This window comes from Enterobacter sp. BNK-8 (assembly GCF_048685095.1).
GTDB classification, from domain to species: Bacteria; Pseudomonadota; Gammaproteobacteria; order Enterobacterales; family Enterobacteriaceae; genus Enterobacter; species Enterobacter quasiroggenkampii.
Map to the genome: position 1 here is coordinate 1176499 of NZ_JBLQTN010000001.1, position 15889 is coordinate 1192387.

Annotated in this window: 13 protein-coding genes; 9 read left to right on the forward strand and 4 right to left on the reverse strand. The window is 52.9% G+C overall.

Going from position 1 to position 15889, the window contains the following annotated elements:
* Nucleotide 1: 1 nt before the first annotated feature.
* The 3 genes from ACMGGU_RS05620 to ACMGGU_RS05630 all read left to right on the forward strand — a co-directional run bounded on the left by ACMGGU_RS05620 (nt 2) and on the right by ACMGGU_RS05630 (nt 2944).
* On the forward strand, nt 2-865 hold the full coding sequence (locus ACMGGU_RS05620; protein WP_048027192.1) for a dimethyl sulfoxide reductase anchor subunit family protein: 864 nt from the start codon (nt 2-4) through the stop codon (nt 863-865).
* A gap of 276 nt (nt 866-1141) precedes the next feature.
* Nucleotides 1142-2290, forward strand: coding sequence for an MFS transporter (locus ACMGGU_RS05625; RefSeq protein WP_008499979.1), 1149 nt, complete (start codon nt 1142-1144; stop codon nt 2288-2290).
* 123 nt (nt 2291-2413) lie between these two features.
* Entirely contained in the window at nt 2414-2944 is a 531-nt protein-coding gene (locus ACMGGU_RS05630; RefSeq protein ID WP_262801912.1) for an RcnB family protein, read from the forward strand.
* Between the two features lie 36 nt (nt 2945-2980).
* Here the strand turns inward: ACMGGU_RS05630 and pflA are convergent, their stop codons facing one another.
* From pflA to ycaO, 4 genes are all read right to left on the reverse strand, one after another.
* Entirely contained in the window at nt 2981-3721 is a 741-nt protein-coding gene (gene pflA, locus ACMGGU_RS05635; protein WP_008499976.1) for a pyruvate formate lyase 1-activating protein, read from the reverse strand.
* A gap of 203 nt (nt 3722-3924) precedes the next feature.
* A complete protein-coding gene (gene pflB / locus ACMGGU_RS05640) occupies nt 3925-6207 on the reverse strand; it encodes a formate C-acetyltransferase (RefSeq protein WP_023310992.1) in 2283 nt (760 codons plus the stop codon).
* A gap of 51 nt (nt 6208-6258) precedes the next feature.
* A complete protein-coding gene (focA, locus tag ACMGGU_RS05645; RefSeq protein WP_008499974.1) occupies nt 6259-7116 on the reverse strand; it encodes a formate transporter FocA in 858 nt (285 codons plus the stop codon).
* 406 nt (nt 7117-7522) lie between these two features.
* Nucleotides 7523-9283, reverse strand: coding sequence for a 30S ribosomal protein S12 methylthiotransferase accessory factor YcaO (gene ycaO / locus ACMGGU_RS05650; RefSeq protein ID WP_045417297.1), 1761 nt, complete (start codon nt 9281-9283; stop codon nt 7523-7525).
* A gap of 127 nt (nt 9284-9410) precedes the next feature.
* Between ycaO and ACMGGU_RS05655 the strand changes: the two genes are divergently transcribed.
* From ACMGGU_RS05655 to ihfB, 6 genes are all read left to right on the forward strand, one after another.
* Nucleotides 9411-10103 (forward strand): DUF421 domain-containing protein, encoded by a 693-nt coding sequence (locus tag ACMGGU_RS05655; RefSeq protein WP_045908389.1) that lies wholly within the window; start codon nt 9411-9413, stop codon nt 10101-10103.
* Between the two features lie 162 nt (nt 10104-10265).
* Nucleotides 10266-11354, forward strand: coding sequence for a 3-phosphoserine/phosphohydroxythreonine transaminase (gene serC / locus ACMGGU_RS05660; RefSeq protein ID WP_045908388.1), 1089 nt, complete (start codon nt 10266-10268; stop codon nt 11352-11354).
* A 69-nt stretch (nt 11355-11423) separates the two neighbouring features.
* The gene (gene aroA / locus ACMGGU_RS05665; protein ID WP_045908387.1) at nt 11424-12707 is read left to right on the forward strand and encodes a 3-phosphoshikimate 1-carboxyvinyltransferase; all 1284 of its coding nucleotides are present in this window, start codon (nt 11424-11426) and stop codon (nt 12705-12707) included.
* 184 nt (nt 12708-12891) lie between these two features.
* Nucleotides 12892-13575 (forward strand): (d)CMP kinase, encoded by a 684-nt coding sequence (gene cmk / locus ACMGGU_RS05670; RefSeq protein WP_024907794.1) that lies wholly within the window; start codon nt 12892-12894, stop codon nt 13573-13575.
* Nucleotides 13576-13686: 111 nt separating this feature from the next.
* Nucleotides 13687-15360 carry a 30S ribosomal protein S1 gene (rpsA, locus tag ACMGGU_RS05675; protein ID WP_008499966.1) on the forward strand — a complete coding sequence of 558 codons (1674 nt, stop codon included), beginning with the start codon at nt 13687-13689 and terminating at the stop codon, nt 15358-15360.
* A 170-nt stretch (nt 15361-15530) separates the two neighbouring features.
* Complete coding sequence (ihfB, locus tag ACMGGU_RS05680; protein WP_008499965.1) at nt 15531-15818, forward strand: integration host factor subunit beta; 288 nt, start codon at nt 15531-15533, stop codon at nt 15816-15818.
* The last annotated feature ends 71 nt before the right edge of the window (nt 15819-15889 follow it).

The window sequence follows — 15889 nt, forward strand, 5'->3', positions numbered from 1 at the left end:
GATGGGAAGTGGATGGCATGAATGGCCGCTGATGATCTTCACGGTCTTTGGTCAGTGCGTGGCGGGCGGCTTCATTGTGCTCGCGCTGGCGTTGTTGAAAGGTCAGCTCAATGCTGAACAGCAGCAGCGTTTAGTGTTGAGCATGTTTGGCCTGTGGGTGCTGATGGGGATTGGCTTTATCGCCTCAACGCTGCACCTGGGCTCGCCGATGCGCGCGTTTAACTCCCTGAACCGCGTGGGGGCCTCATCACTGAGTAACGAGATTGCCAGTGGCGCAATTTTCTTTGCCGTCGGTGGGCTAGGCTGGCTGCTGGCCGCTATGAAGAAGTTGCCTGCGGGTCTGCGCAGCCTGTGGCTGATCCTGACCATGGTGCTGGGCGTGGTGTTCGTGTGGATGATGGTGCGTGTCTATAACACCATTGATACCGTCCCCACCTGGTACAGCGTCTGGACGCCAATGAGCTTCTTCCTGACGATGTTTATCGGCGGGCCGCTGCTGGGCTACCTGCTGCTGCGCGTGGCGGGTGTCGACGGATGGGCTATGCGTTTGCTGCCCGCTGTTTCGCTTCTGGCGCTGGTAGTGAGTGCGATGGTCGCTCTGATGCAGGGTTCTGAACTGGCAACCATTCACAGCTCTATCCAGCAGGCCTCTGCTCTGGTGCCGGACTACGGTGCTCTGATGGCCTGGCGTATCGTCCTGCTGGTCGCTGCGCTGGTATTCTGGATTGCTCCTCAGCTTAAAGGCTATCAACCTGCGCTGCCGCTGTTGTCACTGGCTTTTGTGCTGGTACTGGCGGGTGAACTGATTGGTCGCGGCGTGTTCTACGGGTTGCATATGACTGTAGGTATGGCTATCGCCAGTTAATGTTATATTTGGTTATATCAAGCCGGGCCTGAGTGCCCGGCTTTTTCTTTTTTCGATCATGAAATTTTTCGACTGTCGTGTTGTTTTAATTTTGCCCATTAATAAATGAAAACAGAGACATAATTAATATCTATAGCAGGCGTGGCATTAGCAGGATAAGTTTTTTAAATCGACAGGGAACATATTGTGCGAGGCGGCTAAATCAGTGGATTGACTTTGTTTTTGCCAGTGGCATGATGCGCACGAAATCTGAACTTCCTCACGGCTTTTTAATCCATGACCACCTATACCCGGCCAGTGCTGCTGTTGCTCTGTGGCCTGCTTCTGTTGACCCTGGCGATCGCAGTGTTAAATACGCTCGTCCCGCTGTGGCTCGCCCATGAAAACTTACCGACCTGGCAGGTAGGTATGGTCAGCTCATCCTTTTTTACCGGGAACCTGCTGGGGACGCTGGTGACCGGGAGCCTGATCAAGCGCTTTGGCTTTAACCGTAGCTATTATCTGGCTTCGCTGATTTTCGCTGCCGGGTGTGCGGGGCTGGGCCTGATGGTCGGCTTCTGGAGCTGGATGGCATGGCGCTTTATCGCCGGTGTTGGCTGCGCGATGATTTGGGTGGTCGTTGAAAGTGCGCTGATGTGCAGCGGCACCTCCCGCAACCGCGGTCGCCTGCTGGCTGCCTACATGATGGTTTATTACGTCGGCACCGTGCTGGGACAACTGATGGTAAGCAAGCTGCCAACTGACCTGATGAGCGTTCTGCCGTGGGTGACCGGTATGGTGCTGGCCGCGATCCTGCCGCTGCTCTTTACGCGCATTGTGAACCAGAACAGCGAACACCAGGAAGCAACCCACGTCTGGCCAATGCTGAGACTGCGTCAGGCGCGTCTTGGCGTTAACGGCTGCATTATCTCGGGGATTGTCCTCGGCTCGCTCTATGGCCTGATGCCACTCTATCTGAACCATCAGGGCGTCAGCGACTCCGGGATTGGTTTCTGGATGGCGGTGATGGTGAGTGCGGGTATTGTGGGGCAGTGGCCAATTGGCCGCCTGGCGGACCGCTTTGGACGTCTGCTGGTGCTGCGCGTTCAAGTCTTCGTGGTGATCATGGGCTGTCTTGCTATGCTCAGCAACGCCGCGATGGCGCCTGCGCTGTTCATTCTCGGGGCTGCTGGCTTTACGCTCTATCCCGTCGCGATGGCCTGGGCCTGTGAGAAAGTTGAGCATCACCAACTGGTGGCAATGAACCAGGCGCTGTTACTGAGCTATACCATCGGCAGCCTGTTAGGGCCGACGTTTACCGCGATGCTGATGCAGAATTACTCCGACAATTTACTGTTTATCATGATCGCCAGCGTGTCGTTTATTTATCTGTTAATGCTGCTGCGTAAAGCGGGCGAACATCCAACGCCGGTGGCACATGCCTGATGAATTAAAAGCCTGTCGATGACAGGCTTTTTTGTCCCCATCACAACTCAGAGTTTTACTTATTGTTTGTTTATTGCGCCGGACGATAATTCAGGTGAGTCCTACCACAATAAGGCAGCAATCATGTCTATACGTCGTTTTTCCACTACCGCACTGGCCGTAGTGTTGTCTTTAACGTTTGCAACGGCTCCGGTCATGGCTAATCCTGGCAACGGGAATGGCAATGGTCACGGAAACGGAGGCGGACAGGGTAACAGCGGCAATCATGGTAACGGGAATTCTGGTAACGCCGGTAACCATGGTAATAAGCAAAATAACGGTCAGGATAACCCTGGTAAATCGGATAAGAACTTCAAAAGCAGCAAAGATGTCGGTAATGACGTTGATGCTCGCGTGAGCTTCGATCATGCCCGCCATCTGGCCGTGAATTACGGCTTAACGGGCTATAAGTCTCTGCCTCCGGGGATCGCAAAAAACCTGGCGCGCGGTAAACCACTGCCTCCGGGTATTGCGAAGAAGGCCGTGCCGGCCTCAATGCTGGACCAGCTTCCTTCCTATCCCGGCTATGAATGGCGCGTAGTGGGTGACGACCTGGTCTTAATTGCGCTGAGTACTGCCATTGTGACGTCCGTTATTAACGGCGTCTTTAAATAGAATATAAAAAGGCCCGGTTTTTACCGGGCCTTTTCTTTAATACATCACTTTGTGACCGTACTGTTCAAGAATACCTTTGACGCGTTCCATCGTCTCTTTTTTCGGCGGCTTCACGCCATCGAGCTTGTACTCTTCACCCATGGCCACCCATTTATGTTTACCCAGCTCGTGATAGGGCAGAAGCTCGATTTTCTCGACGTTGCCCATGTCGCGGGTGAATTCCCCCAGGCGGTGCGCGGAGTCGTCGTCATCTGACCAGCCTGGTACCACCACGTAGCGGATCCAGGTTTTGATGCCTTTATCGGCAATGTATTTGGCAAACTCCAGCGTGCGGTGGTTGGAGACGCCCACCAGGTTCTGGTGGATCTCATCGTTCATCTGTTTGAGATCGAGCATCACCAGATCGGTCACCTCGAGCAGTTCATCAATTACCGGATCGTAGCGACGTACAAAGCCATTGGTATCCAGGCAGGTATGAATGCCTTCTTTGTGGCAGGCGCGGAACCAGTCGCGGACAAATTCAGCCTGAAGAATGGCTTCACCGCCGGATGCGGTCACACCGCCACCTGAAGCGTTCATAAAGTGGCGATAGGTCACCACCTCTTTCATCAGATCGTCGACGGTGACTTCTTTACCGCCGTGCGTGTCCCAGGTGTCGCGATTATGACAGTACAGGCAGCGCATCAGGCAGCCCTGGAAAAAGGTGATAAAGCGGATACCCGGGCCATCGACGGTGCCACAGGATTCAAAGGAGTGAATACGACCAATAGTTGACATTGCGGTGATATCTCCATCATCGGCCCGTCCCGGGCCTGTGTATGCACAGCTCAAAGCCGGCTGTGTTAAGTCTGTTTTGGCTGTTATCCATTCAGTATAGATAGCGGACAAAAGAGACTGAGGTGGAGAGGGTGCTAAAAAGGCCCCACTGACGTGGAGCCTTTATTGTACGCTTGTTAACGCGTGATTTCAGTCAATTCCACTTACATGGACTGAGTGAAAGTACGGGTGATAACGTCCTGCTGCTGTTCTTTAGTCAGGGAGTTAAAACGTACTGCGTAGCCAGATACGCGGATGGTCAGCTGAGGATATTTCTCAGGATGTTCCATCGCGTCGAGCAGCATTTCACGGTTCATGACGTTCACGTTCAGGTGCTGACCACCTTCGATGGACGCTTCGTGGTGGAAGTAACCATCCATCAGACCCGCGAGGTTAGTTTTACGCACTTCGTCGTCTTTACCCAGCGCGTTTGGCACGATAGAGAAGGTGTAAGAGATACCATCTTTCGCGTAAGCAAACGGCAGTTTAGCAACGGAAGTCAGAGAGGCAACCGCACCTTTCTGGTCACGACCGTGCATTGGGTTCGCACCTGGGCCGAATGGCGCGCCAGCACGACGACCGTCTGGGGTGTTACCGGTTTTCTTACCATACACAACGTTAGAGGTGATGGTCAGAACAGACTGAGTCGGGATAGCGTTACGGTAGGTAGTCAGTTTCTGAATTTTCTTCATGAAACGTTCTACCAGGTCAACCGCCATGTCATCAACGCGAGAATCGTTGTTACCAAACTGCGGATATTCGCCTTCGATTTCGAAGTCGATAGCCAGACCGTCTTCGTCACGAATTGGTTTAACTTTCGCATATTTGATTGCAGACAGGGAGTCAGCAGCAACGGACAGACCTGCGATACCACACGCCATGGTGCGGATAACGTCACGGTCGTGCAGCGCCATCAGAGAAGCTTCGTAGCTGTACTTGTCGTGCATGTAGTGGATAACGTTCAGCGCAGTGACGTACTGTTTCGCCAGCCAGTCCATGAAGTGATCCATGCGGTCCATCACTTCGTCGAAGTTCAGAACGTCGCCTTTGATCGGCTCAGACTTAGGACCAACCTGCATTTTCAGTTTTTCATCAACGCCGCCGTTGATAGCGTACAGCATGGTTTTCGCCAGGTTTGCACGCGCACCGAAGAACTGCATTTGTTTACCAACAACCATTGGGCTTACGCAGCAAGCGATAGCGTAATCGTCGTTGTTGAAGTCCGGACGCATCAGGTCATCGTTCTCGTACTGCAGAGAAGAGGTGTCGATGGACACTTTAGCGGCGAATTTCTTGAAGTTCAGAGGCAGTTTTTCAGACCACAGAACGGTGATGTTCGGCTCCGGAGAAGGACCCATGGTGTACAGGGTGTTCAGGAAGCGGAAGCTGTTTTTGGTCACCAGAGTACGGCCGTCAACGCCCATACCGCCGATGGATTCAGTTGCCCAGATTGGGTCACCGGAGAACAGCTCATCGTATTCAGGCGTACGCAGGAAGCGAACCATACGCAGTTTCATGACCAGGTGGTCAATCATTTCCTGAGCGTCTTGCTCGGTGATTTTGCCTGCTTTCAGGTCACGTTCGATGTAAGCATCCAGGAAGGTGGATACGCGACCGAAGGACATCGCAGCACCGTTCTGAGACTTAACTGCGGCCAGGTAGCCGAAGTAGGTCCACTGGATAGCTTCCTGAGCGTTGGTAGCAGGACCAGAGATATCGCAGCCGTATTTAGCCGCCATCTCTTTGATCTGACCCAGCGCGCGGTGCTGTTCAGCGATCTCTTCACGCAGACGGATAGTCGCTTCCAGGTTTACGCCGTTTTCCAGATCGGACTGCAGGGAAACAAACTGCGCGTACTTGTCTTTCATCAGGAAGTCGATACCGTACAGCGCAACGCGACGGTAGTCACCGATGATACGACCACGGCCATACGCATCTGGCAGACCAGTCAGAACGCCAGATTTACGGCAGTTCAGAATGTCTTTGGTGTAAACATCGAATACGCCCTGGTTGTGGGTTTTGCGGTATTCGGTGAAGATTTTTTTCAGCATTGGGTCCAGCTCGCGGTTATACGCTTTGCAGGAACCTTCAACCATTTTAATACCACCGAACGGGATGATTGCGCGTTTCAGTGGTGCTTCAGTCTGCAGACCAACGATTTTCTCAAGGGCTTTGTTGATATAGCCAGCATCGTGAGAAGTGATGGTGGAAGCAACGGAGGTGTCAAAATCAACTGGCGCGTGAGTGCGGTTTTCCAGTTTAACGCCTTCCATTACGCTGTCCCACAGCTTGGTGGTCGCGTCAGTTGCGCCAGCCAGGAAGGATTCGTCACCTTCATACGGGGTATAGTTTTTCTGAATGAAGTCACGTACGTTTACCTCATTCTGCCAGTCACCTTTCGCAAAACCTTCCCAGGCTGTGGCTAACTTTTCATTAAGCTCGGACATGTAACACCTACCTTCTTAAGTGGATTTTTTATTTACTGCCTGAGAAAACCATCAATGATGATCGTCGCCACGCAGGTAAATGACCCAGTATGTCAACCCAACTAACAGACCCCCACCGATAATGTTCCCGATAGTGACAGGGATCAGGTTATCAGTAATGAAATTCATAATAGTCAGGTGAGAGAAACTTTCCGGGGATGAACCAACTGCGGTCCAGAACTCCGGGCTCGCAAAGTCGCGGATAACAATGCCCATTGGGATCATGAACATATTCGCGATACTGTGCTCAAAGCCGCTGGCAACAAACATCGCAACCGGCAGAACCATAATTAAGGCTTTGTCCATCAGGCTACGACCCGAGTAGCTCATCCATACAGCCAGGCAGACCATCAGGTTAGCGAGGATGCCGAGAGCAACGGCTTCGATAAATGTGTGGTGCATTTTGTGGTCGGCGGTTTGCAGGACGTTAAGGCCCCAGCCACCGTTGGCGGTCATGTACTCGCCAGAAAGCCACATCAACAAAACAAAGAGCAGACAGCCAACCAGGTTACCCACGTAAACATTAAGCCAGTTACGTGCCAGCTGACCCCAGGTAATTCTTCCGCTGGCCTTTGCCACGACAATCAGCACCGTTGAGGTGAAGAGGTCGGCGCCGCAAATGACGCAAAGAATCAGACCCAGTGAGAAACAAATGCCGCCAATCAGTTTGGCCATGCCGAAAGGCATTCCGGCAGTACCGGTGGTGGCGGTGATGTAGAAGACGAAAGCGATAGAGATGAACACACCAGCCGTGATCGCCAGATAGAACGTCTTCATCGGGTGTTTCGTTGCTTTATAGACACCTGCTTCTTCGGCAACTTTGGCCATCGCAGCAGGGAGTAAAAGATCAAAAGGGTTGTCAGCTTTCACACTAACTCTCTCTTTATTAAGTCGACGACGAGATACTAACAAAGCATTATAGAAGAGAAATTGATATAGATCATATCTCGCCTGGCTTATAGGCCCGCAGCGTGTATGGATTTACAGCAAATGCGGAGTAAGTGTTTGATTATCCGTATAAAAATAAATTTTAAAAGTTATGAAAAGAGTTGAATTTTTTCGTTCAGCCACCTCTTTATCAGTTAATTAATATGGAGTATTAACCATAAAAAGTAACAGTAAAGCCCAGATCAATATTATTATATTTACCCGTGTTTAACTTTATTATTACAATCAACAATCATTGCCGAAGAAAATAAAAAACGGGGCAATGAAATTGCCCCGTAATATAGCCCAGACGATTGAATACGCCTACTGCTGGTAATGTTATATGCGCTTATTTTGACCAGTAAGCAGCTTTTGCTTTCTGCAGCTTTTCGTAGGCCTTCAGCAGTGACTGATGCGCCGGGAAGGCTTTCAGATCGCTATCAACAGCCTGCAGGCCATAGAACGGCGCTTCGCCGCTCAGGGCCGCGCTGGCTGCTTCAACGGCCTCAGCCCCGTACATACGCACGAAAGCATTCAGGTATTGCAGCGGTTCGCGATCCTCTTCCTGTGCAAGCAGCAGCAGGGTTTGCAGGCAACGGTAATAATTGGTGCGCTCGGCAGAGAAGACCGACTGGTTGAACTCCATGGTCCACTCGGTCCAGGCCAGGGCCTGATCCAGATCGCCACCCGCCAGAGCCAGCATTGCTTTCAGTTCACCGATACGCAGGGTATACCAGCCGTTATCTTTACCGGTCGCCAGACCCAGGAGTTCGCGTACGCGGGTGAAGTCATCGTGGCCTTCTTCGTCCAGTTGGGCGATCAGGTTCAGGTAATCTTCTTTCTCCCATTCACTGCCCGGCAGAGCCAGCAGCGTTTCGCGCAGATGGGCGCCCATGCTGTTGTTTGCCAGCCACAGGTCTTCCGCTGGATAGATATCAGACATGCCAGGCACGATGATGCGGCACGCGTAAACGCCCAGGTGCTCGTAATCGGCAATGTACACTTCCTGGTCTTCCGCGTTGAAGATCGCCATCAGCGTGGCGAACTCTTCTTCCGTGGTACCGGCGAAGCTCCAGTCCACGAACGGATAGTCCGCGTCCTGCTTGAACATATCCCAGGAAATTAAGCCGCTGGAATCGATGAAGTGGGTTTCGAGGTTGGTATGCTCGGCCACTTCTTCATCGTCAAACGTTGGCGGCGTAAACACGTCGAGATCTTTCAGGCTACGGCCCTGCAGCAGCTCAGTGACGGTACGCTCCAGCGCCACGCCGAAGTCCGGGTGCGCGCCGAAGGAGGCGAAGCAGGTACCGTTGGTCGGGTTAAACAGCACGACGCAGATCACCGGATACTTGCCGCCCAGCGAGCCGTCATACGCGAAGATTGGGAAACCTTCTGCTTCCAGTTTGGCGATGGATTCCACCACGCCCGGGTAGCGCGCCAGCACGTCTGCCGGAATTTCAGGCAGGCTGATGGATTCGGCAATAATGCGGTTTTTGATGTGACGCTCGAAGACTTCAGACAGACCCTGCACGCGCGCTTCATTGCGGGTGTTACCGGCGGACATGCCGTTAGACACATACAGGTTGCCGACGATGTTCATCGGGATATAGACGGTCTGCTCGTCAGACTGACGGGTAAAGGGCAGGGCGCAAATACCGCGATCGTCGTTTCCGGACTGCAGATCGATCAGCATGCTGGCGGTCAGTTCGTTTTCCGGATCGTAGAAAGCACGCAGACGCGCGTCGAGAATACCTTCCGGCAGTTCGTCGTCTTCCGTCAGTGGGAACCATTTTTCGTTCGGATAGTGAACGAACGGGCCGTTGGCGATGGTTTCGCCCAGCCAGAAGTCAGCGAAGAAATAGTTGGTGGACAGACGCTCAAAATACTCACCCAGCGCGGAGGCCAGTGCCGCTTTTTTCGTCGCGCCTTTACCGTTGGTAAAGCACAGGGCACAGTCTTTATCGCGAATATGAACGGACCAGACATGAGGCACCGGATTGAGCCAGGAGGCTTCTTCGATGTTAAAACCCAGGTCGGTCAGTTTCTGCTGGAAGCGAGCGATGGAATCTTCCAGAGCGGCGTCTTTGCCGGGGATAAACGTTTGAGTCATGGCGTTCACTTTTATCGTACGTAAAGCGCGCAATGATACGGGTTTTGCGTGACGGGTGCTATCTTCGGCGAAAATAAATGCCTGAGCTATGCTTACAGTCAGTAACCTACTGTTAAGGCATAGAAAAATGAAAGCGTTTGATCTCCAGCGGATGGCGTTTGATAAAGTCCCTCCAGAGTTTTTAGGCGAAGTCGCGCTTCGCAGCCTGTATACCTTCGTCCTCGTGTTCCTGTTTCTCAAAATCACGGGCCGCCGTGGCGTAAGGCAGATGTCGCTCTTTGAAGTATTGATTATCCTGACGCTGGGTTCCGCGGCGGGGGATGTCGCCTTCTATGATGATGTGCCGATGGTGCCGGTCTTCATCGTTTTTGTCTCCCTGGCGCTGCTTTACCGGCTTGTCATGTGGCTGATGTCGAAAAGTGAAAAGCTGGAAGATCTGCTTGAAGGGAAGCCGGTCGTTATCGTCGAGGACGGTCAGTTGGCCTGGGAAAACGTTCAGAGCGCCAATATGACCGAGTTTGAGTTCTTTATGGAGCTACGCCTCAACAGCGTGGAACAGCTCGGGCAGGTGCGTCTGGCGATCATGGAAACCAACGGGCAGATTAGCGTCTATTACTATTCTGACGATGAGGTGAGGCCGGGACTGTGCATCCTGCCGGATATGCTGATCGAGCGTTTCAGAACCGTACCTGAGTCAGGCGAGTACGCCTGCGTGAGATGTAGCCATGTCGTCGCGATGCAGCCGGGGGATCGTCAATTATGCCCCCGCTGTGCAAATCCGGAATGGACGAAGGTTAGCCGGGCTAAACGCATCACCTGACAGCCATTTTGTCGGTTTTGTCCTGGCGAGGCGGCAGATTGTTTTGTGTGACGTGGGGCACATTTCACGGGTCATAAGTTTTAGACATTGCGGCGCGTGTCACTGAATGATAAAACCGATATCCACAGTTATAACTTATGGCTTTTAGCGTGGTGAGGGGAAATGGCTCAAGTCTTTAATTTCAGTTCAGGTCCGGCAATGTTACCGGCAGACGTGCTTAAACAGGCTCAACAGGAACTTTGTGACTGGAACGGTCTGGGAACGTCGGTGATGGAAATCAGCCACCGGGGTAAAGAGTTTATTCAGGTGGCGGAAGAGGCAGAAAAGGATTTTCGCGATCTGCTGAATATTCCCTCGAACTACAAAGTATTGTTCTGTCACGGCGGCGGGCGCGGCCAGTTTGCGGGCGTACCGCTGAACATCCTGGGCGATAAAACGACGGCAGACTACGTTGACGCAGGCTACTGGGCGGCCAGTGCGGTGAAAGAAGCGCACAAATACTGCACGCCGAATGTGATCGACGCCAAAGTGACTGTTGACGGCCTGCGCGCCGTGAAGCCAATGAGCGAGTGGCAGCTTTCTGATAACGCCGCGTATCTGCACTACTGCCCGAACGAAACCATTGACGGCATTGCCATCGACGAGACGCCAAACTTCGGCAGCGATGTCGTGGTTGCCGCTGACTTCTCCTCCACCATTCTGTCTGCGCCAATTGACGTCAGCCGTTATGGCGTGATCTACGCGGGCGCACAGAAAAATATCGGCCCTGCAGGCCTGACGATTGTTATCGTGCGTGAAGATCTGCTGGGTAAAGCGCATACATCCTGCCCGTCGATTCTTGATTACACCGTGCTGAACGACAACGATTCTATGTTCAACACCCCACCGACGTTTGCCTGGTACCTCTCCGGCCTGGTCTTCAAATGGCTGAAGCAAAACGGCGGCGTGGCGCAGATGGACAAAGTGAATCAGCAGAAAGCCGAACTGCTGTATGGCGTGATCGACAAGAGCGATTTCTACCGCAACGATGTGGCGAAAGCTAACCGTTCCCGCATGAACGTGCCGTTCCAGCTGGCGGACAGCAACCTGGATAAAGTGTTCCTGGAAGAGTCCTTCGCGGCAGGCTTGCACGCGCTCAAAGGTCACCGTGTCGTGGGCGGCATGCGTGCCTCCATCTATAACGCGATGCCGCTGGAAGGCGTTAAAGCTCTGACCGATTTCATGATCGACTTCGAACGTCGCCACGGTTAATTGCGCTGTTTTCACCCCCGTAGCCCTGCTGCGGGGTTTTTATTATGTTGAGTTGAGAGTTAAGTTTTCATGGAATCCCTGACGTTACAACCTATCGCGCGGGTAGATGGCACCATTAATCTGCCTGGTTCAAAAAGTGTCTCGAACCGCGCTCTGCTGCTGGCAGCACTGGCAAACGGCACCACCGTCCTTACAAACCTGCTGGACAGCGATGACGTGCGCCATATGCTCAATGCGCTGAAAGCGTTGGGCGTTCATTACACTCTCTCCGACGATCGCACCCGCTGCGAAGTGACCGGCAACGGCGGCGCGCTGCAGACGGGTGAAGAGCTTGAGCTGTTTCTGGGCAACGCGGGTACCGCGATGCGTCCGCTGGCGGCGGCTCTGTGTCTTGGGCGCAACAACATTGTGCTGACCGGTGAGCCGCGCATGAAAGAGCGTCCGATTGGTCATCTGGTGGATGCCCTGCGTCAGGGCGGCGCGCAGATTGAGTATCTGGAGCAGGAAAATTATCCGCCACTGCGTCTGCGCGGGGGCTTTACCGGCGGTCACGTCGAGGTTGACGGCAGCGTTTCCAGCCAGTTCCTGACCGCGCTGCTGATGACCGCGCCGCTGGCACCGCAGGATACGGTAATTACGATTAAAGGCGAGCTGGTCTCCAAACCGTATATCGATATCACGCTGCACCTGATGAAAACCTTCGGCGTCGAGGTGGAAAACCAGTCTTATCAGCGCTTCGTAGTACGTGGGGCGCAGCAGTACCAGTCGCCGGGCAGCTATCTTGTTGAAGGCGACGCCTCGTCGGCTTCTTACTTCCTGGCGGCGGGCGCCATCAAAGGCGGTACCGTGAAGGTGACTGGTATTGGCCGCAACAGCGTGCAGGGCGATATCCGTTTTGCGGACGTGCTGGAGAAAATGGGCGCGGTTGTGACCTGGGGCGATGACTTCATCTCCTGTACCCGCGGCGAGCTGAAGGCCATCGACATGGACATGAACCATATTCCGGATGCGGCGATGACCATTGCCACAGCGGCGCTGTTTGCAAAAGGCACCACCACGCTGCGTAATATCTACAACTGGCGCGTAAAAGAAACCGACCGACTGTTCGCGATGGCGACTGAGCTGCGTAAGGTCGGCGCTGAGGTGGAAGAGGGCGAAGACTACATTCGCGTCACGCCTCCTGCAAAACTGCAGGTTGCCGAGATCGGAACCTACAACGATCACCGTATGGCGATGTGCTTCTCGCTGGTGGCGTTGTCAGACACGCCTGTCACCATTCTTGATCCAAAATGTACGGCGAAAACGTTCCCGGACTACTTCGAACAGCTGGCACGCATTAGCACGCTGGCCTGATAACGCCTGCCGCATCACCCGATGCGGCATTTCCTTACGCTTCCTGACGAACACATCCGTTCATTTCTTCTACACTCTGCTTCAATCAATCCGTAATTTGCACGCAAAGGTAACAGTTGCGCACGTTGACGCGTATAATGCGCGGCGTTCATGTAAACGGTATGCCTTATTTAAGGAGAAAAAGATGACGGCAATTGCCCCGGTAATCACCATTGATGGGCCGAGTGGCGCAGGGAAAGGGACTCTGTGCAAAGCGATGGCGGAAGCATTGCAATGGCATCTTTTAGATTCGGGAGCAATCTATCGCGTGCTGGCTCTGGCTGCGCTGCATCATCATGTGGACGTGGCGTCTGAAGAAGCGCTGGTTCCGCTGGCTGCACATCTTGATGTGCGTTTCGTGTCGACCGATGGCAACCTGGAAGTCATCCTTGAAGGGGAAGACGTGAGCGGGGAAATTCGTACTCAGGAAGTGGCGAATGCGGCCTCCCAGGTAGCAGCCTTCCCGCGCGTTCGTGAGGCATTGTTACGTCGTCAGCGCGCGTTTCGTGAAGCACCGGGCTTGATCGCAGACGGACGCGATATGGGAACCGTGGTATTCCCTGATGCACCTGTGAAAATTTTCCTTGACGCCTCTTCGGAAGAACGTGCTCAACGCCGCATGCTTCAGTTGCAGGAAAAGGGGTTTAGTGTTAACTTTGATCGCCTTTTATCCGAGATAAAAGAGCGCGATGACCGCGATCGTAACCGCGCCGTCGCCCCACTTGTTCCAGCAGAAGATGCATTAGTTCTGGATTCAACCAGTTTAACTATTGAGCAAGTGATTGAAAAAGCGCTACAATATGCGCGCCAAAAACTGGCACTCGCGTAATCGCGACCGATTTAGCAGTACCCCCGCTGCAAGGGATTGACGGCGGGTATGTGAAACAACCCCATCCGGCACGGAGCCAGGTGGACGTTAATATTAACCTGAAGATTAAACATGACTGAATCTTTTGCTCAACTGTTTGAAGAATCCTTAAAAGAAATCGAAACCCGCCCGGGTTCCATCGTTCGCGGTGTTGTTGTTGCTATCGACAAAGACGTAGTACTGGTTGACGCCGGTCTGAAATCTGAGTCCGCCATTCCGGCAGAGCAGTTCAAAAACGCCCAGGGCGAGCTGGAAATCCAGGTTGGCGACGAAGTTGACGTTGCTCTGGACGCAGTAGAAGACGGCTTCGGTGAAACCCTGCTTTCTCGTGAGAAAGCGAAACGTCACGAAGCATGGATCACGCTGGAAAAAGCTTACGAAGAAGCTGAAACTGTGGTCGGTGTTATCAACGGCAAAGTTAAAGGTGGCTTCACTGTTGAGCTGAATGGTATTCGTGCGTTCCTGCCAGGTTCTCTGGTAGACGTTCGTCCAGTTCGTGACACCCTGCACCTGGAAGGTAAAGAGCTTGAGTTCAAAGTAATCAAGCTGGACCAGAAGCGTAACAACGTTGTTGTTTCCCGTCGTGCCGTTATCGAATCCGAAAACAGCGCAGAACGCGATCAGCTGCTGGAAAACCTGCAGGAAGGCATGGAAGTCAAAGGTATCGTTAAGAACCTCACTGACTACGGCGCATTCGTTGACCTGGGCGGCGTTGATGGCCTGCTGCACATCACCGACATGGCGTGGAAACGCGTTAAGCACCCAAGCGAAATCGTGAACGTGGGCGACGAAATCACTGTTAAAGTGCTGAAGTTCGACCGCGAGCGTACTCGTGTATCCCTCGGCCTGAAACAGCTGGGCGAAGATCCATGGGTAGCTATCGCTAAGCGTTACCCAGAAGGTACTAAACTGACTGGTCGCGTAACCAACCTGACTGACTACGGCTGCTTCGTTGAAATCGAAGAAGGCGTTGAAGGTCTGGTGCACGTTTCCGAAATGGACTGGACCAACAAAAACATCCACCCATCCAAAGTTGTTAACGTTGGTGATGTAGTGGAAGTGATGGTTCTGGATATCGACGAAGAACGTCGTCGTATCTCCCTGGGCCTGAAGCAGTGCAAAAACAACCCATGGCAGCAGTTCGCGGAAACCCACAACAAGGGTGACCGTGTTGAAGGTAAAATCAAGTCTATCACTGACTTCGGTATCTTCATCGGCCTGGACGGCGGCATCGATGGCTTGGTTCACCTGTCTGACATCTCCTGGAACGTTGCAGGCGAAGAAGCAGTTCGTGAATACAAAAAAGGCGACGAAATCGCTGCAGTTGTTCTGCAGGTTGACGCAGAGCGTGAGCGTATCTCCCTGGGCGTTAAACAGCTCGCAGAAGATCCGTTCAACAACTGGGTTGCACTGAACAAGAAAGGCGCAATCGTAAACGGTAAAGTGACTGCAGTTGACGCTAAAGGCGCAACCGTAGAACTGGCTGACGGCGTTGAAGGTTACCTGCGCGCTTCTGAAGCTTCCCGTGACCGCGTTGAAGATGCCACTCTGGTTCTGAACGTAGGCGACGACGTTGAAGCTAAGTTCACCGGTGTTGACCGTAAGAACCGTGCAATCAGCCTGTCTGTTCGTGCTAAAGACGAAGCTGATGAGAAAGATGCAATCGCAACTGTTAACAAACAGGAAGATGCAAACTTCTCTAACAACGCAATGGCTGAAGCTTTCAAAGCAGCTAAAGGCGAGTAATATCAGGTTCTCAGCATCATGTGCGCTGTAATGCATTTACAGCGTGAAGGATGAGGAGCAAACTTGACAGATTACAGGATTCGTCCTGTAATCAATAACAAAGGGCGGCTACGGCCGCCCTTGTTTAATGAGCTGTTCAGCTAATTGGTTTGAAAGGAACCGGAGGAATCATGACCAAGTCAGAATTGATTGAAAGACTTGCCAGTCAGCAACCGCATATCCCTGCCAAAGCAGTGGAAGATGCCGTAAAAGAGATGCTGGAGCATATGGCCTCCACTCTTGCCCAGGGCGAGCGCATTGAAATCCGCGGTTTCGGTAGTTTTTCTCTGCACTATCGTGCTCCACGTACCGGGCGTAACCCGAAAACTGGCGATAAAGTCGAGCTGGAAGGTAAGTACGTTCCACACTTTAAGCCGGGTAAAGAACTGCGCGATCGCGCCAATATTTACGGCAACTGAGTTTAGCCAGCCGGTTAAACTGGGTTCGAAAGAAAGCACCTGCGGGTGCTTTTTTTGTACCCGTCGCTTTC